At 68.9% G+C, this 22,920-nt stretch carries 22 protein-coding genes and 3 tRNA genes; 2 read left to right on the plus strand and 23 right to left on the minus strand.

Annotated features, from left to right (window positions below):
- The 4 genes from VFQ05_12860 to sixA form a co-directional block, all read right to left on the minus strand.
- The coding region (locus tag VFQ05_12860) for a CHAD domain-containing protein (protein HET9327651.1) at nt 1–407 on the minus strand (407 nt) is incomplete at its 3' end.
- Nucleotides 404–1,114 carry a thymidylate kinase gene (locus tag VFQ05_12865; GenBank protein HET9327652.1) on the minus strand — a complete coding sequence of 237 codons (711 nt, stop codon included), beginning with the start codon at nt 1,112–1,114 and terminating at the stop codon, nt 404–406. The genes VFQ05_12865 and VFQ05_12860, both read right to left, overlap by 4 nt.
- Nucleotides 1,101–1,811 (minus strand): thymidylate kinase, encoded by a 711-nt coding sequence (locus VFQ05_12870; GenBank protein ID HET9327653.1) that lies wholly within the window; start codon nt 1,809–1,811, stop codon nt 1,101–1,103. The genes VFQ05_12865 and VFQ05_12870 overlap by 14 nt, the downstream gene beginning before the upstream one ends.
- The gene (sixA, locus tag VFQ05_12875) at nt 1,808–2,329 is read right to left on the minus strand and encodes a phosphohistidine phosphatase SixA (GenBank protein HET9327654.1); all 522 of its coding nucleotides are present in this window, start codon (nt 2,327–2,329) and stop codon (nt 1,808–1,810) included. The genes VFQ05_12870 and sixA overlap by 4 nt, the downstream gene beginning before the upstream one ends.
- A gap of 231 nt (nt 2,330–2,560) precedes the next feature.
- Here sixA and VFQ05_12880 point away from each other — a divergent pair, with 231 nt between their 5' ends.
- Nucleotides 2,561–3,487 (plus strand): EamA family transporter, encoded by a 927-nt coding sequence (locus VFQ05_12880; GenBank protein HET9327655.1) that lies wholly within the window; start codon nt 2,561–2,563, stop codon nt 3,485–3,487.
- Here VFQ05_12880 and VFQ05_12885 read toward each other — a convergent pair.
- The 9 genes from VFQ05_12885 to VFQ05_12925 all read right to left on the minus strand — a co-directional run bounded on the left by VFQ05_12885 (nt 3,442) and on the right by VFQ05_12925 (nt 8,535).
- The gene (locus VFQ05_12885; GenBank protein ID HET9327656.1) at nt 3,442–3,975 is read right to left on the minus strand and encodes an adenine phosphoribosyltransferase; all 534 of its coding nucleotides are present in this window, start codon (nt 3,973–3,975) and stop codon (nt 3,442–3,444) included. The two genes, VFQ05_12880 and VFQ05_12885, sit on opposite strands and share 46 nt — an antisense overlap.
- Nucleotides 3,972–5,042 carry an RNA polymerase sigma factor RpoD/SigA gene (locus VFQ05_12890; GenBank protein ID HET9327657.1) on the minus strand — a complete coding sequence of 357 codons (1,071 nt, stop codon included), beginning with the start codon at nt 5,040–5,042 and terminating at the stop codon, nt 3,972–3,974. The genes VFQ05_12885 and VFQ05_12890 overlap by 4 nt, the downstream gene beginning before the upstream one ends.
- Before the next feature lie 21 nt (nt 5,043–5,063).
- Nucleotides 5,064–5,336: an acylphosphatase gene (locus VFQ05_12895; protein ID HET9327658.1), complete on the minus strand. Its 273-nt coding sequence runs from the start codon at nt 5,334–5,336 to the stop codon at nt 5,064–5,066.
- Nucleotides 5,337–5,418: 82 nt separating this feature from the next.
- Nucleotides 5,419–5,495 (minus strand) — tRNA-Pro (locus VFQ05_12900).
- 3 nt (nt 5,496–5,498) lie between these two features.
- Complete coding sequence (locus VFQ05_12905) at nt 5,499–6,191, minus strand: protein-L-isoaspartate(D-aspartate) O-methyltransferase (protein ID HET9327659.1); 693 nt, start codon at nt 6,189–6,191, stop codon at nt 5,499–5,501.
- Nucleotides 6,188–6,934 (minus strand): 5'/3'-nucleotidase SurE, encoded by a 747-nt coding sequence (surE, locus tag VFQ05_12910; GenBank protein HET9327660.1) that lies wholly within the window; start codon nt 6,932–6,934, stop codon nt 6,188–6,190. The genes VFQ05_12905 and surE overlap by 4 nt, the downstream gene beginning before the upstream one ends.
- Complete coding sequence (locus VFQ05_12915) at nt 6,931–7,641, minus strand: glycosyltransferase family 2 protein (protein ID HET9327661.1); 711 nt, start codon at nt 7,639–7,641, stop codon at nt 6,931–6,933. The genes surE and VFQ05_12915 overlap by 4 nt, the downstream gene beginning before the upstream one ends.
- Nucleotides 7,638–8,438 (minus strand): hypothetical protein, encoded by an 801-nt coding sequence (locus tag VFQ05_12920; protein HET9327662.1) that lies wholly within the window; start codon nt 8,436–8,438, stop codon nt 7,638–7,640. Before VFQ05_12920 ends, VFQ05_12915 begins: the two co-directional genes overlap by 4 nt.
- 20 nt (nt 8,439–8,458) lie before the next feature.
- Nucleotides 8,459–8,535 (minus strand) — tRNA-Pro (locus tag VFQ05_12925).
- Nucleotides 8,536–8,713: 178 nt separating this feature from the next.
- On the opposite strand from VFQ05_12925, the gene VFQ05_12930 reads away from it, so the two are divergent.
- A complete protein-coding gene (locus VFQ05_12930; GenBank protein ID HET9327663.1) occupies nt 8,714–11,149 on the plus strand; it encodes a T9SS type A sorting domain-containing protein in 2,436 nt (811 codons plus the stop codon).
- A gap of 49 nt (nt 11,150–11,198) precedes the next feature.
- Here the strand turns inward: VFQ05_12930 and VFQ05_12935 are convergent, their stop codons facing one another.
- The 10 genes from VFQ05_12935 to VFQ05_12980 form a co-directional block, all read right to left on the minus strand.
- Nucleotides 11,199–11,705: a CHRD domain-containing protein gene (locus VFQ05_12935; GenBank protein ID HET9327664.1), complete on the minus strand. Its 507-nt coding sequence runs from the start codon at nt 11,703–11,705 to the stop codon at nt 11,199–11,201.
- Nucleotides 11,706–11,868: 163 nt separating this feature from the next.
- Entirely contained in the window at nt 11,869–12,258 is a 390-nt protein-coding gene (locus tag VFQ05_12940) for a MerR family transcriptional regulator (GenBank protein ID HET9327665.1), read from the minus strand.
- On the minus strand, nt 12,239–13,264 hold the full coding sequence (locus tag VFQ05_12945) for an NAD(P)H-dependent glycerol-3-phosphate dehydrogenase (GenBank protein ID HET9327666.1): 1,026 nt from the start codon (nt 13,262–13,264) through the stop codon (nt 12,239–12,241). The genes VFQ05_12940 and VFQ05_12945 overlap by 20 nt, the downstream gene beginning before the upstream one ends.
- A complete protein-coding gene (gene plsY, locus VFQ05_12950) occupies nt 13,261–13,890 on the minus strand; it encodes a glycerol-3-phosphate 1-O-acyltransferase PlsY (protein ID HET9327667.1) in 630 nt (209 codons plus the stop codon). The genes VFQ05_12945 and plsY overlap by 4 nt, the downstream gene beginning before the upstream one ends.
- A 3-nt stretch (nt 13,891–13,893) precedes the next feature.
- Nucleotides 13,894–15,225, minus strand: coding sequence for a ribosome biogenesis GTPase Der (gene der, locus VFQ05_12955; protein ID HET9327668.1), 1,332 nt, complete (start codon nt 15,223–15,225; stop codon nt 13,894–13,896).
- Nucleotides 15,226–15,324: 99 nt separating this feature from the next.
- A tRNA-Gly gene (locus VFQ05_12960) sits at nt 15,325–15,400 on the minus strand.
- 68 nt (nt 15,401–15,468) lie between these two features.
- The gene (miaA, locus tag VFQ05_12965) at nt 15,469–16,392 is read right to left on the minus strand and encodes a tRNA (adenosine(37)-N6)-dimethylallyltransferase MiaA (protein ID HET9327669.1); all 924 of its coding nucleotides are present in this window, start codon (nt 16,390–16,392) and stop codon (nt 15,469–15,471) included.
- A 3-nt stretch (nt 16,393–16,395) separates the two neighbouring features.
- The gene (gene mutL / locus VFQ05_12970) at nt 16,396–18,159 is read right to left on the minus strand and encodes a DNA mismatch repair endonuclease MutL (protein HET9327670.1); all 1,764 of its coding nucleotides are present in this window, start codon (nt 18,157–18,159) and stop codon (nt 16,396–16,398) included.
- 187 nt (nt 18,160–18,346) lie between these two features.
- Nucleotides 18,347–19,684, minus strand: a complete 1,338-nt coding sequence (locus VFQ05_12975) for a hypothetical protein (protein HET9327671.1) — start codon at nt 19,682–19,684, stop codon at nt 18,347–18,349.
- A gap of 155 nt (nt 19,685–19,839) precedes the next feature.
- Nucleotides 19,840–22,824, minus strand: a complete 2,985-nt coding sequence (locus VFQ05_12980) for a peptidylprolyl isomerase (protein ID HET9327672.1) — start codon at nt 22,822–22,824, stop codon at nt 19,840–19,842.
- Nucleotides 22,825–22,920: the final 96 nt, after the last annotated feature.

Here is a 22,920-nt window from a genome sequence, read left to right on the forward strand (position 1 = left end):
ACCTCTCCCGCCGCACGGGCGCGGGCCATGGCCACCCGCCGCTCGAGCCGCTCGAGCTCGACGATCCCGACCTCGCGGACGGTGAGGGATTCCTCGGCGAAGAGCTCGGCGAACTGCTCGGCGAGCGCCTCACGCTCTCGCGCTGGCGACAGACGGTCGCGCAGTCGCTTGAGCCCGCGCCTCGCCCGTCGAACCGCTCCCGGCTCGAACGCCTCGGCCCAGGCCGTGAGCGCGCTCTCGAGTCGCCTGCAGGCGACGCGCAGATCGTGGATGGCCTCGGGGTCGCGGCCCGCTCGAACGCGGACCGCCGCGGAGTCGATCGCGCCCATCAGGCGCCGAACCAGCGCGACGACATCCGTCCGGCGCCCGCGCGCGGGACCTACCGCGGTGAGATGCGCGGTGGTCATGGACCGAACGAGCCAGAGTCGCCGGCCCGCAGCAACGCGGTGACGCGATTGCAGAGGTCGTCGGAGATCTCGTCCACGTTGCCGGTCGCATCGATGGGGTAGAAGTCGTATTCACGGGACAGGCCGTCGAGCTCGGTGATCACCCGCTGCTGGTAGCGGATGAAGGACTCGAACAGGTCCTCCCCCATCGGGATGTCCATGCCGGACTCCCAGTAGTCGAAGCCGCCGTTGGCGAGCACGCGAGGCACGAGTTCCGGGACCTCGATGCGCAGGTAGAAGACGGCGTCGGGCTTGAGCGAGAAGGAGTAGACCTGCTTGACCCACTCGGGATCGGCGCCGCGGGCGATGGCGCGCACGATCAGCGAATAGATGTAGCGATCCGTGAGCATCACGAATCCCGAGCGCAGCGCGGGAATGATCTGGTGCTCGAGACGGTCGGCGAAGTCGGTCGCGTAGTAGAGATTGTAGGCGGTGGAAGCCAGGGTATTCCCCATCTTGGCGCGGCGGATCCCGCGGCTCGCCAGATCGGACCGGGTCAGTCCGGTCTCGGCAACCGCATAGCCGGAGCGCTCGAGGTGAGCGCGCAGGCGATCGATGTGGGTGGTGCGCCCGACGCCGTCGGTTCCCTCGACCACGATCAGCCAGCCGGAAAGGTCGGTCAGCTGGAGGCCCGGAATATTGCCGCCGTAAGTCTCAGCGCGCCGCATGCTGGAGCCTCGGTCCCTTGATGTCGGCCAGCATGGGCAGAATGGTCTCGCGTAGCTGCCGCTGCTGGACCTCCACGGGAAGCACCGCGTCCATGACGTGCAGCCCGTACTCCTGAACCAGCTTCTCGTACTCGACCAGGATGCGGGACTGGAAGATCCGGTAGGACTCGCTCGCATCCGGATGAAGCCCCAGGTCCATGCCCGCTTCGTAGTACTTGAGCTTGGGCCGGCCGCTGAGGATGCGCTTGAGGGCGACTTCGAGCGGCGTGCGGAAATAGAAGGCCAACGTGGGCGCCGGTGCGAAGCGATAGAGGCTCCTCACCCACTGCGGGTCCACGCGACGCGCCACATCACGCGCGAAAGCCGTGTACACGTAGCGGTCGGCCAGCACGATCGCGCCGGCCTTGAGCGAGGGCACGATCTCGCGCTCGACCCGGTCGGCGAAATCGGTGGCGTGGATGAGCGAGAAGGTGAGCGGCGTGAGGAGCTGCCGCTTCTTTCCGCGGCTGGTCGTCTCGCGCACGATCGGCGACGAGTTCCACTCGCTGTAGACGACCAGGAATCCTTCGCTGCGCAGCCATTGCGCGAGCAGCGTGAGCTGGGTGCTCTTGCCCGAGCCGTCCACGCCCTCGACGATGAAGAGCCGGCCCGGATACGGCCAGATGGGTCCGGTCTGCGGTGGAAGCGGATCGTTCATACCTTGGCCTTCTTCGAGTGACGGACATGCCGGCGCAGCACGCCGGGAGTCAGGAACCACTCGAGGTGCCCCGACCCGGCCGCCACCTGTCCCTCGAAGGAGATGACGCACGCACCGGCCTTCTTGAGCGGCAAAGCGGCGGGCGCGCCGATCAGCAACACGCCGGCGAGCTTGCCGAGGTCCGGCTCGTGGCCGACCAGCGCCACGGTCTCGTCGGGCGGAAGCTTCGACAGCCGCTCGAGCACCGTGCGGAAAGAATGACCCGGCGCCAGCGCGTCGAACGTCTCGGGCTTGGCCCGGTCTTCGCAGGTTTCGGCCAGGATCTGCGCGGTTTCGGCCGCGCGGGTCAGCGGACTGGTGAGGATGCGGGAGAGATCGCGCTCCAGGCGGATCAGGCCGCGGCAGGCGAGCTGCGTGCGGGCGATGCCGCGCGGCGTCAGCGGCCGCGCATCATCGTCCGCCCATCGCTCGGGATCGCGTTTTCCGGCTGGTCCGTGCCTGAGTAGAACGACCCGCATGGTGGTTTCACGACCTGACTTGGAGGTGCGAGGGTGCTTCCGACTTCGAGGGAGAAGCATCAACACTACCCGTCGCCGGCATGGACCGGCAACGACGGTGAAGTGTAGCGCATAAGTGATTCCGACACCAACAGATACGACGCCTTCGGGTTGGCCGCTCGCGGGGCCTGGCTGCGGCCCCAATCCGTGCTTTGTGAATGCCGACGCGGTGCCGCTACCATGCGCCGTCCGATGCCCCGAGTCCAAGGTCCGCCCTCGAACGCGACGCTCTACAGCGCGTTCGTAGGCTGCGTGCTGATCTGGGGCAGCACTTTCCTCGTCATCGCCATCGGCAACGACGCCGTTCCCCCGGTGTGGGGCGCGACCCTGCGGCTCGCGGTGGCGGCGGCGATCCTGTTCGCGATCATGGCGGTGCGGCGCCTTCCGTTTCCGCGTGGCGCGGCGCTGCGCAGCGCTTCGGTCTACGGCTTCTGCCAGTTCGGGCTCAACTTCCCTCTGCTCTATCTCGGCGAGATGACCGTGCCCTCGGGACTGGCGGCGGTCGTGTTCGCCACGATTCCCCTCTCCACCATCTTCTTCGCGCGCGTCTTCGGCCTCGAGCGTCTGTCGCGGCGCCGCATCCTCGGCGGCCTCATCGCGCTGGGCGGCATCGTGCTGATGTTCTCGTCCCAGCTCCAGGCGGCGGTCCATCCGCTCGGATTGGTGGAGGTCCTGATCGCCACCTGGGTCGCGTGTCTGGGCTCGGTGGCCCTGAAACGCGGCCCTCGGCAGTCGCCGATCATCACCAACGCGGTCGGTTGCCTGGTGGGGATGCTGGCGTGCCTCTTGTGGACCACCTTGCTGCGCGAGCCGATGCGAGTGCCGACGACGTGGGAGGAGATCGCGCCGATCCTCTATTTGGCGGTTGCCGGGTCGGTCGGCGCGTTCGTGCTGTGGGCATGGCTGGTGAACCACTGGGAGATCTCGCGCACCAGCTACATCGCGGTCATCCTGCCACCCGTCGCGGTGAGCCTCGGCGCCCTGGTCCGGCACGAGCGCCTGGGAGTGTCGACGCTGATCGGCGCGGCGGTCGTGCTGGCGGGCGTGACGGTGGGACTGCGGTCCCCGGCCCCTCAGCCCTCTCCGGTCTCGAGCTCCAGCAAGGCCTCGACCGGATAGGACGCCAGCATCGCGCGTCCACCGAGATCCTTCAGCTCGATCAGGAACAGCAACGCCTCGACCCGGGCTTCGAGCTGCTCGACCAGGCGCGCGGTCGCCGCCGCGGTGCCTCCCGTCGCGAGCACATCATCCACGATCACCGCGCGCTGTCCGCTGCGCAGCGCGTCGGCCTGGATCTCGAGCGTGTCTTCCCCGTACTCGAGCGAATAGACCTGACGCACGGTCGGACCCGGGAGCTTCCCGAACTTGCGGGCCGGCACCAGCGGCACGTTCCAGGCGAGCGCAAGGCCGACGCCAAACAGGAATCCCCGCGACTCGATCGCCACCACGGCGTCGGGCGGCTCGACGCGATCCGCCATCGAGCGGATCGCCTGAGACAACGCGCGCGGCTCGGCCAGCAGCGGCGTGATGTCCTTGAAGACGATCCCGCGTCGCGGAAAGTCCGGGACGTCGCGGATGAAGCGGCGAAGGTCGAGCTCGGGGTTCAATGGATGACGGTGCCGGAAGCGCGCTCCAGCTCGTGGTAGTCGAGGGCGCGTCGCAGCTTGTCGAGCGCGCGCGCCTCGATCTGGCGGACTCGCTCGCGCGAGATCCCGAAGTGCTCGCCGGTCTGCGCCAGGGTGCGCGCGACGCCGTCGTAGAATCCATAGCGGATGCGCAGGATCTGCTCCTCGCGCTGGCTGAGCGACCGCAGCAGCCGGTCCAGCTTCTCGTGCTCGAGCTGGATCTCGACCAGGCGCTCCACCGAGGGCGGCGCCTCGCCGAGGTCCTCGGTCGAGAGCTGCTCGAACGCTTCGAGCCCCGAGCCTTCGTCGAGCGAGCGCAGGCCCGTGATCAAGGCGGCCAGTCGCTCGGCGCGGGGCGTGGAGATCCCGAGCTCCACCGCGATCTCGTCCATCCGCGGCTCGCGGTTGAGCCGCGCTCGCAGGGTGCGCTCGGCGCGATTGAAGCGGCTGACCTGCTGGAACATCTGCACCGGAATGCGGACCGAGCGGGACTGCTCGGCGAGACCGCGCAGGATCGCCTGGCGGATCCAGATCGCCGCGTAGGTGCTGAAGCGCAGGCCACGTTCGGGCTCGAAGCGATCGACCGCCATGATGAGTCCGAGATTGCCTTCCTCGATCAGGTCGAGGAGCGGCAGGCCACGGCTGCGATAGCTCCGGGCGACGTGCACCACCAGCCGGAGATTGGCGAGGATGATCCGCTTGCGCGCCAGCTCGTCCCCTGCACGCGAGCGATAGGCGATCTCGATCAGATCCTCATGCGTGAGCAGCGGGATGCGCCCGATTTCGCCGAGATAGATGTCGAGGAGGTCGCGCTCCGGCTCGCCTGCCGGAATGACCTGGTCCGCGGCCGTGGGCTCTTCGTCGGTCTCGGGGAGCGAGAGGCCCGAGCGTTGCGCGTCGGCGCGAAAGCGCTCGAAGGCGACCGGATCGAAGTCCGGATCGACCAGCAAGGCTTCGTAGTCTCGCACCCTCACCTCTCCCGCGATCCTCGACTGCTGAAGGATCGACTGGAGGCGCTGGCTGAAGCGGGTGAGCTCCGGTCCGCTCATCTTTCCCCGACTTTCGACAGCCTAATGGACGATCTCGAACCCTTTGAATCCCGACGTCTCTTCGCCCCAGGTTTCGTGGACGCGCTCGACTCGAGCGCCCGCCGGCCCCTCACGCAACCGCTCGAGCCACTCCTCGAGCGCGCTGCGAGCGCCTTCCGCTTCGGCCTCCACGGTCCCGTCCGGGCGATTCCGAACCTGCCCGCTGAGACCGAGGTCGCGTGCCCGCTTCAGGACGAACCAGCGGAAGCCCACTCCCTGAACGCGGCCGCGAACGAGGACGTGAAGACGAGGCATCACGAGCAGGGTAGCATTGGCCCGCGGAACGGTGCCCTGTCAAGCGGGAAGCGCTGCTTCCGCGGGCGAGATGCGGGTGGAATGGTCGGGGCGAGAGGATTTGAACCTCCGACCCCCTGGTCCCGAACCAGGTGCTCTACCAGGCTGAGCCACGCCCCGACGTCATTCGTGCGGCGCTTCGCGTGGGTCCTCACCCTCGGGCCAGGCGTCGCGGCCGACCAGTGGAACGAAGCGGCACTCGCTATGACGCACGTGCTCCCACCGGTTCGTCGCCGCGCGCTTCCAGACCTCGAGGTACTGCAAGCGCGGACCCCCTACGGGAATCACCAAAACACCCCGCTCATCGAGCTGGTCCATCAAGGCCCGAGGGACGCGGGGTGCCGCAGCGGTGACGAGCACCCTAGCATAGGGGGCGTACTCCTGCCACCCGAGGCTCCCGTCACCATGGCGTAGCACGACGTTCGTGATGCCGAGCTGATCGAGCCGGGTGCGCGCCGCGCGCAGCAACGACGGCACGCGCTCCACGCTGAACACGCGCTCGACGATTCGCGCCAGCAGCGCCGTCTGGTAACCGCTTCCGGTGCCGATCTCGAGCACGCGCTGCTCGGGTGAAAGATCGGCCAGCTCGAGCATGCGCGCCACGATCCAGGGCTGCGAGATGGTCTGCCCTTCGACGGTCGGCAGCGCATGATCCCCGTAGGCGCGCGGCCATAGGCTCGCGTCCACGAAGCGGTCGCGCGGGACCGTGGCCATGGCCTCGAGCACCCGCGGGTCGCGAATCCCGCGGGCGACGAGCTGCTCTTCGATCATCCGTCGCCGGGCGATCGTGAAGTCCTTGGTGCCCTGCTCTTTCACGGCTCGAGATTCCAGCGCTCCATGTCCACCACCGCCCGATAGTCGGTGAGATCGAGGGCCAGCGGCGTCACCGAGATGTACCCCTCGCTCACGGCCTGGAAGTCGGTGCCTTCATCGGCCTGCCACACCGGCTCCCGCCCTCCGATCCAATAATAGGCGCGTCCGCGGGGATCGGTCTTCTCGATTAGCGTGTCGGTGTAGACGCGGGTGCCGAGCTTCGTGAACCGCACGCCGCGAACCTCGCTCCACGGCCGATGGGGCAGGTTCACGTTCAGCACCTGCTTGCCGCTCGATCCGCGGCGCATCACCTCCGAGGCGAGGTCGCGGATGAACCGCGCCGGCTCCACGAAGTCCGCGGTCTCCCGGGTCACCAGCGAGGCGGCGATCGCCGGCACCCCCTGCATCGCGCCCTCGATCGCGGCGGCCACGGTTCCCGAATAGAAGACGTCCTCCCCCATGTTCGGTCCGTGGTTGATGCCGGAGACCACCAGATCCGGCTTGTGCTCGAGCAATCCGTGCCAGGCGATGAGCACGCAGTCCGTGGGCGTGCCGTCCACGCTGAAGCGGTTGCCGTCGTGTCGATGGATCCGCAGCGGCCGGTGGAGCGTGAGCGAGTGCGACGTCGCGCTCTGGTCCCGGTCGGGCACCACCACGGTCACCGCGCCGATCTCCGAGAGCGCGCGCTGCAGGGCCACGAGCGCGGGCGCGTGGATGCCGTCGTCGTTGGTGATGAGGATGTTCATGCGGGCTCTCCGCGCTGTGCCTCGCGCATGACGCGCGGCGGCGCCAGGCGCTCGAGCGTGAGCCGCACGAGGACCGAGCCGATCCGCGGCACGTCGCGGAACGGATGGATGTGGCTGCCGGCGTCGCCGTAGACGGTCGGGATCACCACTTCGGTGAAGCGGAAGCCGAGGCGAGACGCGCGCACCACCACCTCGGTCTCCACCTCGTAGCGTCCCGGCGTGATCGGCGTCCGCCGGAGCAGGCGGCCGGTGTAGAGCCGGTAGCCGGACTGGCTGTCGGTCACCGTCTGGCCGGCGAGCCACGTGGTCCAGCCCGATGAGAACGCATTCGCGAAGCGGCGTGCCGGAGGCATCGACGGGGTTCTCGCGCGGACCCCGAGCACGAGGTCGGCGCCTCCCTGCGCGGCCTCGACGAAGGCGGGAAAGCACTCGGGCGGATGCTGTCCGTCGGCATCCAGCGTGACCACGCCGTCGTAGTCGCGCAGCGCCTCGAAGCCGGCGAGCAGCGCGTGGCCCTTGCCGCGGTTGGCGGCGAAGGAGAGAACGCGCGCGCCGTATTGGCGGGCGACTTGGGCCGTCGCGTCCCGCGACCCGTCGTCGACCACCAGCACCTCGGGGGACGCCTCCAGGGCCTGGAGTCCGAGCAGCACCTCGCCCAGCCGCTCGGCCGCCTGGTAGGCCGGGATCAGCGCGGCGACGCGCATCATGCCCACCCGGCGGGCAGCGACTCGAAGGCGCACCATTGCGACGGGTAGCGGCGCAGGAAACGCCGCATCGCGTCGCGATAGCCCCCGCTCGCGCAATCGCGCGGGCTCAGCGGAGCGCCGAAGCAGGCGACATATTGGTTCGGCGCGGTCCTCACCATCACCGCGGGCAGCACCATCGCTCCGGTGCGACGGGCCAGAGCTCCGGCCCACGCGCACACCGAGCTGGTCGCGCCCGTCGCGCGATCGCCGAGCAGCGCGATCCATTCTCCGCGGCGCAGAGCACCGGCCGCGGGCGCCCACAGCGGCCGTCCGTCCAGGGTTTCCACTCCGGCCCGCCGCCGGCACCGCCGGAACAAGCCGTCCACCCAGCGGTGAGGGTGCGGACGCGCGACGACCGAGAGCGGCGCACCGGCGGCGGCCACGAAGGCAGCGCCGCGCTCCCAATTGCCGATGTGCGCGGACAGGAGGATCACGCCGCGCTTTTGACCGAGCGCTCGGTCGAAATGACGGCGTCCGCGGATGATCACCTCGTCGCGCGCGTCTCGGCCGTGGCCGCCGCGCAGGAATTCGACCAGCACGAGCGCGAAGTGCTCGAAGGCCATCCGCGCGAGCCGGCGCCGGCGCTTGGGTGGCAAGCCGGGATCCAGCCGCTCGAGATTGAGCTCGGCCGCGCGACGGGCGGGAGGACGAAGCGCGAAGACGCCTCGCGCCAGCCACACGCTCAGACCGTCCGCGAGCCATGGAGGAAGCAGCCGAACACCGAGGTTCGCGATCAGGTACCCGAGGACGGTGTGCAAGCGGTCAGGGAGAAAGGAAATGGTCGGGGCGACTGGATTTGAACCAGCGACCACCTGCCCCCCATGCAGGTGCGCTACCAGGCTGCGCTACGCCCCGACCAGCATCGAGGGACCGCGACAATAAGGGAGCCGACAGGCACCCGCAAGTCGCGGAGAGTGCTTCGACAAGGCCGGTTCGCTTGCTAGACTTCCGCCGGCGTGATCCGCCCTCGAGGCGCAGGCCGGCCGCGCGCGACCTGCGCTCATGACGATCAGCTTCATCTCCGGGGCCCACCATGTCCTCTCATCGTGCGCTCGAGCCCTCGGCTGTTCGATGCATTTCCGCTTTCCGCCCGAGCGCTCGTTCGGCGGCGTGGACCACCCTCCTGCTCGCCGGGTTCGCCGCACCGGCCATCGGCCAGACGGTGGACACTTCGTTCCCCGCCACCGATGGACAGGTGAACGCGATCGCGGTCTCGGGTACGACGATGTACATCGGCGGGACCTTCACCCGCGTCGGTCCGGCCACGGGTTCCGGAGTCCCGACCCATCCGGCCACGGGCGCATCCCTCGCCCCCTTTGCCAAGGCGGCGGGAGGCGGCGTGTACGCGGTGATCGCCGACGGCTCGGGAGGCTGGTTCCTCGGCGGCGATTTCACGCACGTCGGCGGTGTCTCCCGCAACCGGCTGGCGCACGTCCTCGCCGACGGCAGCGTGGCGGCCTGGAATCCGGGCGCCGACGGCATCGTCTACGCCCTGTTGCTCAACGGCTCGACGCTCTACGCAGCCGGTCTCTTCACCACGATCGGTGGGCAGAGCCGGCCGTACCTGGCCGCGCTCGATCCCGTCTCGGGCGCCGCATCGTCCTGGATCTCGGGTGCCAACGGCGCCGTGTACACACTGGCGGGCAACGGCACCACCCTCTTCGCGGGAGGTTCCTTCACCCAGGTCGGAGGTCAGCCGAGAAATTACGCCGGCGCTTTCCTGCTCGGCACCGGCGCGCTCACCGGCTGGAATCCCAACGCCAACGGCGGGTTGGTCACCCTCGCGGCCAGCGGCTCGATCGTTTACGCGGGAGGTTACTTCAACACCATCGGCGGCCAGAGTCGTTTTCGCATCGCCGCGCTCGATGCCGCCAGCGGGAACGCGACGTCCTGGAATCCCGACGTGGACAACTTCGGTAGCGTGCTCGCGCTCGCGGTCAGCGGATCCACCGTTTATGCGGGCGGGGACTTCGTCCGCATCGGCGGCAGCAGCCGCAATGCGCTGGCGGCGCTCGATGCGAGCGGCGCGGCGACGGCCTGGAACCCGAACCCGGACGGCACCGTCGGCGCGCTCACGGTGTCGGGCGGCACGGTCTACGCGGGCGGATCGTTTGGCACGATCGGCGGTCAGCCGCGCAGCCGCGCCGCCGCGATCGATGCTGCGGCCGGAACCGTGACCGCGTGGAATCCAGGCCCCGCCGGCGTGGTCCGCGCACTGGCCTCCACCGCCTCCGCGGTTTACGTCGCCGGCGACTTCGCCGTGCTCGGAGGCGTCGCGCGACAGCGCGTCGCCGCCATCGATCTCGCGAACGGCCAGGTCCTGCCGTGGAATCCCGGCGCCGACCAGGCGGTCCTGAGCCTCGCGACGAGCGGAGCCAGCGTGATCGCTGGAGGCGTCTTCGCCACCATCGGCGGTCTCGACCGCTCGCGCCTCGCGATGGTCGATGCCGCGAGCGGCGCGGTCACCGCTTGGGATCCGGGCGCCAACGGCCAGGTGCTGAGCCTCCTCGCCAGCGGAAGCACGCTGTACGCAGGAGGAACGTTCAGCTCGATCGGCGGCGCCAACCGGAACCGCATCGCGGCGTTGAGCCTGTCTTCCGGATCGGCGACGCCCTGGAATCCCAATGCGAACGCCGTCGTCTACACCCTGGCGACCGCAGGGACGACGGTCTATGCGGGGGGCGACTTCACGACGATCGGCGGAACGTCACGCAACCGCGTCGCGGCGCTCGACCTCGCCAGCGGACTGGCGCAGGCATGGAATCCGAACGCCAACGGCACCGTGTCGCATCTGGCGTGGAGCTCCGGCATCGTGTACGCGGCCGGCGATTTCACGCAGATCGGCGTCCTCGCACGGTCGCGCGTGGCGGCGATCGACGCGGGCACCGGCTCGTCGACCGCTTGGAATCCCGGCGCGGACGCGATCGTCTATCGGATCGTTCCAGCCTCGGCAGGCGTCTACGTGGCAGGCGAGTTTGGCGCTGCAGGAGGGCAGCCGCGCCCGCGAGCCGCGGCGCTTCATGCGAGCACCGGGAACGCGCTCCCCTGGAATCCCTCCGCCAATGACATCGCCTACGACATGACGACGGTGAGCGGCAAGGTCCAGCTCGGGGGAGCGTTCACGTCGATGGGCGGCTGGCCACAGAGCGGGCTCACGGCACTCGCCGATGCCACGGTGTCGGTCGAGCCTTCCGCTCCGTCCGCTGGGCGCGTGACATCCGTGCGTCTGGCCCCCAATCCAATCCGCGCGCGCTCGGAGATCGTCTTTCGCCTCGGTCACGCTCAGCGCGTGACCCTGCGGGTCCACGACGTCTTTGGCCGAGTGGTGCGCACGCTGCTCGACGACGAGCCGCGGAACGCCGGCTCTCACAGCCTGGCGCTCGACGCGGCGGGGCTTTCGAGCGGCTTCTACTTCCTGCGACTCGAGGCCGGCGAGGAGCGGGCTTCGTTCACCTTCGTCCGACGGTGAAACGAAAAAGGGAGGGACAACGTCCCTCCCTTTCGCCTTTCGATAGGGATCAGTCGACAGGGCGAATCTGCCCGCGAATTTCTCCACCCGGGAAGTCGCCCGGGCCGGTGTTCGTGGGATTCACGCCGTCATTGGTGTGGACGTTGGTGTAGGTGTTGCCGGCACGCATCGCGTCCAGCAGCGCCGAGAGCGGCTGTCCCGCGAGCGGTCCGACCAGGTTGGCCGCGGTGATCGTGCCTTCCGACAGGATGCCGTTGTGCGTTCCGCCACCCGGAGGGACCAGACCGTAGAGGAACGCCACGACCGACCCATTGGCGCCGCGGGGCCCGAGATGGATGTGGGCCTGGATGACGTTGTCGATGTTGGAGGCAATCAACCGGAATTGGAGCTCCGTGCCGTCCGCGTTGACGTCGTAGACGGCATTGCCGCGCGCTTTGGTGTCGCGGGCCGGAACCTCCTCGTCACCGCTCAAGGGCGACACGAAGCTCGCGGCGTTGGCAGCGGCCGCGAACGTGAGAAGAAAGCAACTGATCGCGAGAGTCCTGGAAATCCGCATGGGGGAACCTCCTCGCTCGATGCATTGCTCGGCTGCGTGGAGTCGCCTGGAAGTGCGGCCTTCGGAGCGGGCGACAGGGGATCGCTCCGGAGGCGGAATTGTATCCACCGCCTCTCGCGAAGCAAGAGAAACCACGCCGGCCCCATGCCGGGACCCCGGAAATCTAGCTGCGGACGCCGCCCCGAACGCGCAGGCGATCCAGGAGTTGCCGCAGCTCGGTCTTCACCTCGTGCAGCACCAAGCGCTTCTCGGCATCGGCGAAGCCCATCTCGACCTGAGGAACCGGCTCCTTGCGCTCGTCGAGCAAACGACGGCGCGCGCCGGCGATGGTGAATCGGCGGTCGTAGAGCAGCTCTTTGATGCGGAGCAGGAGCTTCACTTCCTCGGGGCGGTACATGCGGTTGCCGGCGCGGTTCTTCTTCGGCCGCAGCATGCTGAACTGCGTTTCCCAGTAGCGCAAGACGTGCGGCTTCACGCCCACGAGATCGCTCACCTCGCTGATCGATCGATAGAGCTTGGAATCGGGCGGCGCTTCAGCTTTCAGGGGTGACAACGGCGGCACCTCCTTTCCATTCCTCGCTCTTCAGCTCTCGAGACATGAGGGTCTCGAGCGCCTGACGCGGGCTCTTGCCATCGACCAGGATGGCGCAGACCTGCTCGGTGATCGGCAGATCCACGCCGTGCCGTCGCGCGCTCTCGAGCGCGGCGCGCGCGGTGTGAATGCCCTCGGCCACCATCACCATGCTGCGGGTGATCTGCTCCAGGCTCTCGCCTCGTCCGAGACGTTCGCCGACGTTGCGGTTCCGGCTATGGCGGCTGATCGCGGTGGTGACGAGGTCCCCCATTCCGGTGAGACCGAAGAAGGTCTCGCGCCGGCCGCCCAGCGCCATGCCCAGCCGCGCGATCTCCGCGAGCCCGCGGGTCAGGAGAGCGCCTTTCGTATTGTCCCCGTAGCCCAGCCCATCGCACACCCCCGCCGCGATCGCGATCACGTTCTTGAGCGCCGCACCGTACTCACACCCCGCCACGTCCGTGTTGGTGTAGACGCGGAAGCGCGCGGTCGAGAACAACCGCTGCACCTCCCGCGCCCGGTCTTCGTCCTCGCAGGCGGCGACGACCGAAGTGGGAACGCCCCGTGAAACCTCCTCGGCGTGACTCGGTCCCACGAGCGCGACCACGTCGCGCTTCGCCAGCATCTCGCCCAGCACTTCCGTGGGACGCTCGAGCGTCGCGAGCTCGAGCCCTTTGGTCGCGCACACCGCCAGCCCGACCGAGCCGCTCTTGCTGACCTCGCCGGCCAGCGCGCGCAGTGCGTGCGATGGAACGACGAAGGTCACCGCATCCGCTGAGCCGAGCGCCGCCTCCAGTTCCGGCTGAACCTTAATACCCGCTGGGAGCGTGATGCCAGCTAAAAACTTCCGGTTCTCACGGTCGCGCGCGAGCTGGGCCAGGAGCTCGCGACTCCTCCCCCACAGGCGGACTTCGTGTCCAGCATCCGCCAGCAGCACCGCGAGCGCCGTGCCCCACGATCCGGCGCCGAGAACCGCGACGCGACTCATGTCGAGGCGCCTCCCCTGAACGAGAACCGTCGCTCCTCGCCGCGCGCGAGGCGCTTCAGGTTCTCACGATGACGGAGGATCACCAAGATCGCGAGCAACCCGCCGAGCATGAAGGCGGGTGTCCTTGTTCCTTCGATGAGCGCGAGCGCGATGACGAAGGCCACGGAACCGAGCACGGATCCCAGCGAGACGTATCGCGAGAGCGCCAGCGTGATCACGAACACGACGACGAATACGCCGAAGGCCAGCGGCGCGAGCGCCAGCAGAACCCCCGCGGTCGTGGCCACGCCCTTCCCTCCCTTGAATCCGGCGAAGCAGGTCCAGACGTGTCCGGCGACCGCAGCCAGCGCCACCGCCACCGCGCACCATGCCTGACCGCCGGGAAAGCGGTCCATCTGCGGAAGCGCCGGAACCAGCCACACCGGCAGCGCGCCCTTGAGCACGTCGAGCAGCAGGGTCGCGACGCCGAGCCGTGGACCGAGCACGCGATAGACGTTCGTGGCGCCGAGATTGCGTGAGCCGTGCTCGCGCACATCGACGCCCCGAAACCAGCGTCCGAGCCACAGTCCCCAGGGCAGCGCTCCGCTCAGGTAACCGAGGGCGAGCGCCATGAGCACCAGACCCATGACCTACTGGCTGCGCCGGAAACGCAGCCGCACCGGAACGCCGCGGAACTCGAAGCGCTCGGTGAGCCGGCTCCACAGAAACCGCCGGTACGAGGCGTTGAGGCGGTCGGGCGCGTTCACGAAGACGGTGAATTCGGGCGGCCTCTTTCCCGTCTGCTTCATGTAGTACAGCCGGGGCTCACGGCCGAGGCGGTTGCTCGGGACCTGCCGCTCGCGCTGCACCGAGGTCAGGAACTGATTGAGCTGGGATGTGGGAATCCGGCGCGTGGTCTGCTCATGGAGCCCGAGCAGCTGCACCGGCAGCCGGTGGAGGTTGGTGCCTTTCGTGGCGGAGATCGGCAGCGCCGGCAAGTCGGCGAGACTCGGATATTGTTCGCTCCGTTCCTCGCTCAGTGACTTCCACCGCGTCTCACGGCCTTCGATGAGGTCCCACTTGTTGTAGACGAGCAGCACGGCGCATCCGGCATCGAACGCCTCCTGCACCAGACGTGCATCCTGGGCCTGGAAGCCTTCGTTCGCATCGACCACGAGGCACGCCACGTCGGCGCGCTCCAATGCCTGCAGCGCGCGCATCGAGGCGTAGAACTCGGTGTCGTCCGCGAAGCGCGCCTGACGGCGAATGCCGGCGGTGTCGACCAGCACGAAGGGTCCGACGGGCGTGGCCCATGGCGCGTCGATGGGATCCATCGTCGTCCCGGGTTTTGGCTCCACGATCACCCGGTCTTCTCGCAACAGCGCGTTCACCAGCGATGACTTGCCGACGTTGGGCCTGCCGATGATGGCGACGCGCGGCGCTTTGTCTTCGGGTGGCGCGGGTCGCTTGGGCACGAGCGACAGCACCGCATCGAGCAGATCGCCGATTCCGGTGCCGTTCTCGGCCGAGATCGCCATCGGCTCGCCGAGACCGAGACGGAAGAACTCCTGAGCCATCGGGGCGTCGGGACGATCGACCTTGTTGACGGCCACCAGGCACGGCACCGATCGCTTGCGCAGGTTCTGGGCGATGGCGGAGTCCAGGTCGGTGACGCCGGTGCGGCCGTCGGTGAGGAAGATCACCGCGTCCGCCAGGTCGATGGCCTGCTCGGCCTGTCTCCTCACCACCGCGTCGCGCGCCTCCGCGGACCCCGGCAGGAAGCCGCCGGTATCGACCAGCACGAACGTGCGCCCCGCCCAATCGGTGCGTGCGGCGTTTCGGTCGCGGGTGATGCCGGGCCGGTCGTGCACGACCGCGCGCCGGGTCCCGAGGACGCGGTTGAAGAAGGTGGACTTGCCGACGTTGGGACGCCCGATGATGGCGATGACGGGGGCGCCGGCGGCTGTCGGAATCGACCTCACGACGATGGGGACACGCTCCGTCCTGCGAGTGCCGAGCACGCGAAAGGCGCGCCGAACGGGCTTCGCGCCCGCTCGGGCAGCGCCGGATCGAGAACGAGATGGAGCGGGCAACGGGGTTCGAACCCGCGACCTCAAGCTTGGGAAGCTCGCGCTCTACCAACTGAGCTATGCCCGCACCAGAGCGTCACTTCGAATCGAGTTGAAAGGTAAAGCCCGAGCCACCGAGTGTCAACGCGTGGGGTTTCAGGCCTCCAGGGTTTCGCGAATCCGCGCGCGCAGCGCCCGTGCATCGACCGGCGCCTGGAGCCGGATGGCGCGGACCTGGTGCCGAAACCACGTGCGCTGACGCTTCGCGAGCTGCGCCGTGCGCAGGTTGGTCCGCTGCTCCGCTTCGGCCAGCGTGAGCTTGCCTTCGAGGAGCGCGAGCGCCTCGTCGTATCCGATCGCGCGCAGCGACCGCAACACCTCCTCGCGGCCCGCGGCGCGCAGCCCCTGGGTCTCCTCGACCAGTCCGTGAGCGAACATCCAGCGGGTGCGCTCGGCGATGTGGCTTCGCAGCCGAGCCGGATCCTCGACCACCTCGACGATCACCCACGTCTCCTCGCTCGCGGCAGGCGGAGCCTGCCGGCGCCACCATGAGATGGGCCGCCCGCTGCTCTCCACCACTTCGAGCGCGCGGGCGATCCGCTGGCGGTCGCGCGGCGCGAGCCGCCCCGCCGTTTCGGGATCGAGCTCGGCGAGTCGCCGGTGCATCGGCTCGGGACCTTCGGCCTCCATCGCCTGGCGAACGCGGATGCGCGTCGCTGCGTCGTGAGGTGGCTCTCCCGCGAGGCCTTCGGTGGCGGCCCGCAGATAGAGACCCGACCCTCCCACCAGCATCGGCACGCGGCCGCTTCCGCGGATCCGGTCGCGCGCCTCCTGTGCGGCGCGCCCGAACCATCCAGCGCTTCCGCGCTGCCCGATCTCGAGCGCGTCGAAGAGATGGTGCGGCCTCGCGGCCCGTTCCTCGCGGCTGGGCTTTCCGGTTCCGATGTCGAGCTCTCGAAACACCTGGCGCGAGTCGCAGCACACCACTTCGGCGCCGAGATCGGCGGCGATCGCCTCGGCGAGCGCGGTCTTGCCGGTCGCGGTCACCCCGACCAGGGCGATCGCGCGCGGGGCGCCCACGCGCTAGCTGCGCCCGAATCGGCGGTGGAGGTCGTCGAGCTCGAGCCTCACGTAGGTGGGGCGCCCGTGGGGATCGCCGTGGGGTTTGCGGGTCGCGAACAGCCGGTCGACGAGGGTTCGCATCTCGCCGAGCGTGAGCGGCATTCCGGCCTTCACCGCAGCGTGGCACGCATACGAGCGGGCCAGCCGCTCCGCGACGTCCACGCGGTCGCCGTCAGAGCCGTCGCGCGCGACGTCATCGAGGATGTCGCGCAGCACGTCGCCCGGCCGCTCGCGCTGGAGTCCCGCGGGGATGCCTTGGATGACCACCGTGGGTGGCCCCAGCAGGGACAGATCCCAGCCGAGGTGCTCGAGCGACGGACCGATCTCGAGCAGCAGCTCGAAGCGGTCGTGCTCGAGGTCGACCAGCGCCGGAAAGAGCAGCTGCTGCGCCTCGCCTTGCCGGCTCTGGAGGCGGTCACACGCTTCTTCGTAAAGGATCCGCTCGTGCGCGGCGTGCTGATCCACGATCACCAGGCCGCCGCGAACGGGCGCGAGCACGTACGTGCGATGGAGCTGCCATAGCTCGGGCTCTCCCACCGACTCCGAGGGCGCGGCGGCGGTCGGCGCCACGGCCGCGGGTGTTCCCGGGCCCGGCTCGAGGCCGAGGGAGGTCTGTTCCTTCGGGGACTCGGCCACGCGTCCCGCCCACCTCGGCTCGGGCGCGTTGCCATAGACCACGGTGAACGGAGGATGCAGATGGGCCAGGTGCTGGGCGCACGGTCCAGCGACGAGCGCGAACACGGCGTCATCGTCGGCGAAGCGAACTTCGCGCTTGGTGGGATGCACGTTCACGTCGAGCCGATCGGGGGGCACCGAGATCCACAGCGCTGCGACCGGGAAGCGTCCGGGCGGGAGAAGATCTCCATAGGCCTGCCGCAGCGCATGGCCGACCAGCGGGCTCTGGATCCAGCGCCGGTTGACGAACACCATCTGTCCTTCTCGCGTCGCGCGGGCATGCTCGGGCAGCCCGAGCAACGCCTGGAGCGCAAAGCCGGAGCGCTCGGCCGTGAACGCCAGTCGCTGCTCGGCATGCCGCGCTCCCCACAAGGAAGCGGCGCGTTCCCGTGCCCCGGCAATGCCTTCCTGGCGCGCGGCCGGCCAGTCGAAGCGTTGCCGATCGCCGACCACGAGCCGGAACGACACTTGAGGATGAGCGAGGCCCAGCGCCTCGATGAGCCGCAGCGCGGCCCTCAGCTCGCCGGTGGACGAGCTCAGGAATTTCCGGCGCGCGGGCGTGTTGTGAAAGAGGTCGGAGACCTCCACCGTCGTGCCGGGCGCCCGTGACGCGGCGCCGCGCGAGGTCACCGTTCCGCCGTCCACGGCGATGAAAGCGGCGCCTTCGGTGTCGGGGCGTCGCGAGGTGATCCGCATGCGGCTCACGGCGGCGATGCTGGGCAGCGCTTCCCCGCGGAAGCCGAGCGAGGTCAGGCGATCGAGGTCTTCGAGGGCTCCGATCTTGCTGGTCGCGTGGCGCTCCAGCGCGAGCTCGAGCTCGTCCGCCGCGATCCCGCAGCCGTCATCGGCGACCTGGAAGGCACGATCCAGGCTGCCGTCGACGCGCACCTCGATGCGCCCCGCCCCGGCGTCGATCGCGTTCTCGAGGATCTCCTTGAGGGCGGACAAAGGGCGTTCGATGACTTCGCCGGCGGCGATCCGTGACGCGGTCTCGGGTGCGAGCCGTCGAATCGATGCAGTGTCGGTCGGTGGCATGCGGAGCCGCAGCATGACAGGCCGCGATGGGCTCATCAAGAGCCGGGGTCCCGCCGGCGCTCGACTCGGGCTTCTGCGCGAACTCGCACTGGTTCTTGGTGGCGGGCTGGAGGCACGAGGCACACACTGGCGCCGCGATCATCGAAGAGCCCGTAGAAACGATCCGAGTTCGCGCGGGAGCCCGAGTGGAACGACTCCTCGTCTACTCCTCGTCCTCTTCGAGCCAGGTCTTCGCCTGCTTCGAGAAGGCGTCGAGGTCTTCGGCGCGACGGATCTCGACTCGCTCCTCGCGCATGCCCGGGACGGGGCGGTCGAGGCCCAGCTCGAGCCACACCGTCTCCCACAGAGAGGCGATGCGCTTCTGCACGCGTGGGAATTCTTCGCGCGGCGTGGTGGTGAGGAGCAGCACGCAACGCGGTCGCGGACGGCAGAGGGAATCGGTGCCGCGCACCTGCTTGGGAAGATGCTCGAGGAGCCGAGTGACGGCTTCGTCGGACGAGGGAAAGTCCAGCCGATGCAGCGAGAACCGCAGCCCGTCGTGGTTGTGGCGCTCGACCGCCAGGTCCACCGCGGTGCGGAAGTCCTGGAGGTCCAGCACGCCCGAGGTCTTGGCCGGAACCATCGGAAAAGCGGGTGCGGCTTTCTGCCGGTCCGCATGATCCCAGGTGTCGCGCAGCTCCTCGACCATCCGCTGCCAGCGCGACCAACCCTCGGCCGGCGAGATGCCCGCGGCCGCGAGCACCCCACGATGCGTCGCCGTGCGGAACGGCCAGGCGCCCCAGGCCACGCCCTCGGGCGGACCTCCGAGGCTCGCGACGACCTGCGGGGTCCCACGCTCCCGCGCCAGCTCGACCAGCCCGCGCAGCAAGGCGTCCGACGGACCGATCTCGACCACGGTCTCCGACGCCTCGGCTCCCGCGACATGCAGCTCGGCGCGTCCCGCGCCGGTGTCGCTCATGAGGAGCTGCAGGGCGTTCTCGAGACCCCGCCGATCGTCGATGCTCGGGAAGTCGTCGAGACTTCCGATCACGAAGCTGGGATCGCCCTTGGGCAGGACCGCGGGCGGCGAGGTTGGCGCGTCGTCCGAGATGTCGGGGAGCGCCTGCTCCACCAGCCGGTCGAAGGGCTCGCCCCCGAGTGCGCTCTCCATCGCGGCGGCGTGGAGCTCCAGCGGCGCCTCGACGCCGGGTGTGGTGTCCGGAGCCCCGCCGTTGGCCATGAACGACTGCGGCGTGAGGCTGGGTGTTCCCAGCGCGAGCAGCAGACCTTCGATCTGGGTCCGCCGCGGGCTGCGCTCGCTGATGAGCGCGAGATCGAAGATCTCCCGCGTCAGGTCCGCGAGGTCCACCGTGCGTGGCAAGCCGCAGAGCTCGGCGAGGCGAACGCCCGCGTCATCGGGGGTCGAGCCGGCCACCAGGCGCACCGAGATCGCGGGCTGCGCGAGCAGCTCGGGAATGAGGTCGGCATCCTGCCAGTCGAAATCGACCAGCACGACGCGACGCCGAATCTCGCTCACCTTGGTCGCGGAGGAGGTCGTCATGTGCAGTGAACCCGCGAAAAACGAGGTCCGAGGAGTAGGCAGGGAACATACCATCGGCGGCTTCGCGAAGGCGTCGCCAAAGACGAGGGGTAAGTGACCCGGCGCCGCGCAAAATGCACGTTGCGCCGGATCGACGTCGTGCGGAACGAGCGACGTTACGAGCCCGGCATCTCCGGCAGCTCGGTGAGCTTCAGATCCTGGTCGAGGATCTCGACTTTGTAGCGGTCACTCATCTTGTCGTAAACCTTCCGCAGCCTGGCCTCGAGGCGTCCGCGGGTTTCGTTCTCGAGCCTCGAGGCGATCTGCACCGGATCGCCCGTCCTGCGCTCGGTGAGCCGCATCATCACGAGACCCGCTGGGAACTCCACCCATCCCGTAGGCTTGCCGACCTGGAGGACGGGTGGCGTCTTGTGGGTTCCGAAGGCCAGGGAGTCGAGCAGCTCTCGGCCGGCCAGCCGCTCGAGGCCGGAGCCTGGACCGCGCGGCCCATGGGTCTCCATTCCACCGTAGAGCGTGGACAGGCTGTCGAAGGTCCAGCCCGCGCGGAGCAGCGAGTCCAGCTCGGCTCGCTTGCGCAGCAGGATCGCGTAGTCGCGCTCACGACGATAGAGATCGATCGCCTGTTCGCGCACGTCCTCCCAGCGCGGCTTGCTCTGCGACATGATGGAGTCCACCCAGGTCACCGCGTAACCCATCCCTCGATACTCCTGCACGCGGTCGTCGAATTGGCGCGGCTTGAGCTTCTCGATGCGGCGGAAATAATCCTCGAGATAATCCGCCCCCGCCCGGGCGCCGATGACGTGGTCGTTCTGAAAGACGCTGTAAGACATCGCACGCGCCGCGCGGTGCGCGTGGTACGGCGATTTGATCGCCCGGCGCAGGCTGTCGGCCCGCATCCGTCCGATCCGATCCGCCTTCTCCAGGGCGGCGTCCGCGGCCACCGTGGAATAGGCGTAGCGCAGCGGCGTGGTCTCGGCCGGCGCGTGTTCGAGGCACTCGATCACGTGATAGCCGATCTGCGTCTTCACCGGGCCCTTGAGGTCTCCTGGACGCATGCTGAACGTCTCGTGCTCGAAATCTTCCAGCATCATCCCGTGCCCGTAGACGCCCAGCTCGCCGCCCTTGTCCCGCGAGCCTTCGTCATCGGAGAACTTCTTCGCCAGGTCTGCGAAGGACTCTCCGGACTTGAGCCGGCGCATCACGTCGTCGGCGCGCGCGCGCGCCTCGGCATCGGCCGCCGGTGAGCCGTCCTTGGGGACGAGCAGGATGTGGCGCACGCGGATCAGCTCCGGAGCGCCGTACTCGGTGATGTGGCTGCGGTAATGGCGGTCGACTTCCTCCCGCGTGAGCGGGACGTTGAGCGCCTCCGGCAGGTTGACCATGAGCCGTGAGAACCGCAGGACATTGGACGCGCGGAACCGGCCAGGATTCTCGTCGAAGAGCCGTCGCCCGCCGGCTTCTTCCTGCCGCGTGCGCATCGGCTCGCGGCGAGCCTCCAGGATGGGGCGAGCCTCGGCGCGAGACGGCGTGTAGTCCTTGATCTCGGAGTACGCGTGATAGACCACCGGTCCGCGGCTGCTTCGGATCGTGGCGATGCCCAGCCCGGGGCGCGATGCCAGCGAATCGGTCAGCGCCGAGCCGGCGGCGCCGGTGTCCACCACGCCGCCCGCCGGGATGGGACCGACGTCGCGCACCATCGTCATGGCGCGCTCGAGCTTCGAGTCCCGCTTGCCGGCCTTCCACGACGCCAGCAGCTGATCGGCCGCGGTGCGCGCCGCGCCCACCCTGCGCTCCCGAATCAGACGCCGTCGCACGTCGTCGCGCACTTCGGAAAGCGGCTTGGACCCCACCGAGCTGGTCTTGGCGTCGAAGTAGGAGTAGTCCGCGAGGTGCCCTCGGTAATAACGATCGATCTCCGCGGAAGTCGGCTCCTTGATGGGAAAGACGCTGGTATCAGCCACCGCATATCGGATCTTGTACGCGGGACCCCGCAGGCCGTCCTTGACCGAGGCGTAGATCTGGTCGAGCTCCTCCTGATCCTTCCGCGCGAGCGCCCCGGCACGCAGCCGGTCGCGGATCACGACCGCGACCTCTTTGAGCGACGCCGTGTGTGGCGGACGCTTCTGATCCACTCGCACCAGCAGGAAGCCGTGGGTTCCGGGAACGGACTCGTTGAGATGGTTTCCGACCTGGGTCGAGAACAACGACTGTTGCACGCGCGACGTTCCGCGCCACATGGCCGGCATCTTGTCCCGGCTCGCTTCGACGCCCTTCGAGAGCTCGCCGAAGCGGGGCGCCAGATCCTCGAGACGGCCTCCCTTCCTGAGCCCGGCGAGCAAGCTGTCGGCGCGTTCCTTCATGCGCGCTTCCCACGTCTGGAGCGCTCCCGGGACGCCGGCCTGGGATGGATCGAGGGGCGGCTGCTGAACCGACAGGATGGTGAGCACGACCTGCTCGGGACGCGGAAATTCGGAAGCGTGGGCGCGATAGTAGTCGAGGACCTCGCGCTCGCTCGGCTCGGGGCTGTACGCCGAAAAGGCGCTGCGACGCAGCGCCAGGAAGTCGATGGTCACCTGGCTCAGCTCGCGCTCGATCTCCGCTTTGACGTCGGCGGTGTTGGGCGAGTTCTCGCGCTCGAGCTGCTCCTTGAGGCGAACGGCGGGGAGCTGATTCTGGATGGTGGCGAGGGCCGCCCGGAATTCCGCGGGCTGGGTGTTCTTGATCGTCACGAACTTGGCTTCGTCGAACACCCCGCCGCGCTGGAAGTATGCGTCCTTCTTCAGCTCTTCCTCGGCCTGGGCGTCGGTGAGTCCCATTCCACGGCGCCTGGCTTCGAGGATCAGGAGCTGCTCGCGGATCATGCCTTCGAGCACCTGGCGCCGCATGGTCGGCCGGTAGTTGGCGGGGATCGGGGTGTTGGAGCGCTGGCGATAGCCTTCTTCCGCTTCCCGGACCCGCTGCTCGAAGGCGGCGCGCGTGATGCGGCGGCCGCCGACGACGGCCACGGCGGGCTCGCTCGGCTTCGTGGGCTTCGCCGCGGGTTTGGGCGCAGTTTGCGCGAAAGCCAGAACCCCGAACCATGCCGCACCGATGACGGCGAGGATCGCCGCGGTGCTCCCCAGTCGATTCCGATTCCTCACGTGTGCTCCTGTGGTTTCGATCGGGCCGAGCCTTGACCGCCCTCGGCCGTGTTGCCTACGTTGCGCGCCCGTGTGGACGCTGGATGCTCGTTCTGC

Source organism: Candidatus Eisenbacteria bacterium, from assembly GCA_035712145.1.
Lineage (GTDB): Bacteria > Eisenbacteria > RBG-16-71-46 > RBG-16-71-46 > RBG-16-71-46 > DASTBI01.

Bases quoted from the DNA above. Each gene is read 5' to 3' on its own strand.
- VFQ05_12865 (HET9327652.1), bottom strand. From the start codon at position 1,114: ATGCGGCGCGCTGAGACTTACGGCGGCAATATTCCGGGCCTCCAGCTG.
- VFQ05_12870 (HET9327653.1), bottom strand. From the start codon at position 1,811: ATGAACGATCCGCTTCCACCGCAGACCGGACCCATCTGGCCGTATCCG.
- sixA (HET9327654.1), bottom strand. From the start codon at position 2,329: ATGCGGGTCGTTCTACTCAGGCACGGACCAGCCGGAAAACGCGATCCC.
- VFQ05_12880 (HET9327655.1), top strand. From the start codon at position 2,561: ATGCCCCGAGTCCAAGGTCCGCCCTCGAACGCGACGCTCTACAGCGCG.
- VFQ05_12890 (HET9327657.1), bottom strand. From the start codon at position 5,042: ATGAGCGGACCGGAGCTCACCCGCTTCAGCCAGCGCCTCCAGTCGATC.
- VFQ05_12895 (HET9327658.1), bottom strand. From the start codon at position 5,336: ATGCCTCGTCTTCACGTCCTCGTTCGCGGCCGCGTTCAGGGAGTGGGC.
- surE (HET9327660.1), bottom strand. From the start codon at position 6,934: ATGAACATCCTCATCACCAACGACGACGGCATCCACGCGCCCGCGCTC.
- VFQ05_12915 (HET9327661.1), bottom strand. From the start codon at position 7,641: ATGATGCGCGTCGCCGCGCTGATCCCGGCCTACCAGGCGGCCGAGCGG.
- VFQ05_12930 (HET9327663.1), top strand. From the start codon at position 8,714: ATGTCCTCTCATCGTGCGCTCGAGCCCTCGGCTGTTCGATGCATTTCC.
- VFQ05_12935 (HET9327664.1), bottom strand. From the start codon at position 11,705: ATGCGGATTTCCAGGACTCTCGCGATCAGTTGCTTTCTTCTCACGTTC.
- VFQ05_12945 (HET9327666.1), bottom strand. From the start codon at position 13,264: ATGAGTCGCGTCGCGGTTCTCGGCGCCGGATCGTGGGGCACGGCGCTC.
- plsY (HET9327667.1), bottom strand. From the start codon at position 13,890: ATGGGTCTGGTGCTCATGGCGCTCGCCCTCGGTTACCTGAGCGGAGCG.
- mutL (HET9327670.1), bottom strand. From the start codon at position 18,159: ATGCTGCGGCTCCGCATGCCACCGACCGACACTGCATCGATTCGACGG.
- VFQ05_12975 (HET9327671.1), bottom strand. From the start codon at position 19,684: ATGACGACCTCCTCCGCGACCAAGGTGAGCGAGATTCGGCGTCGCGTC.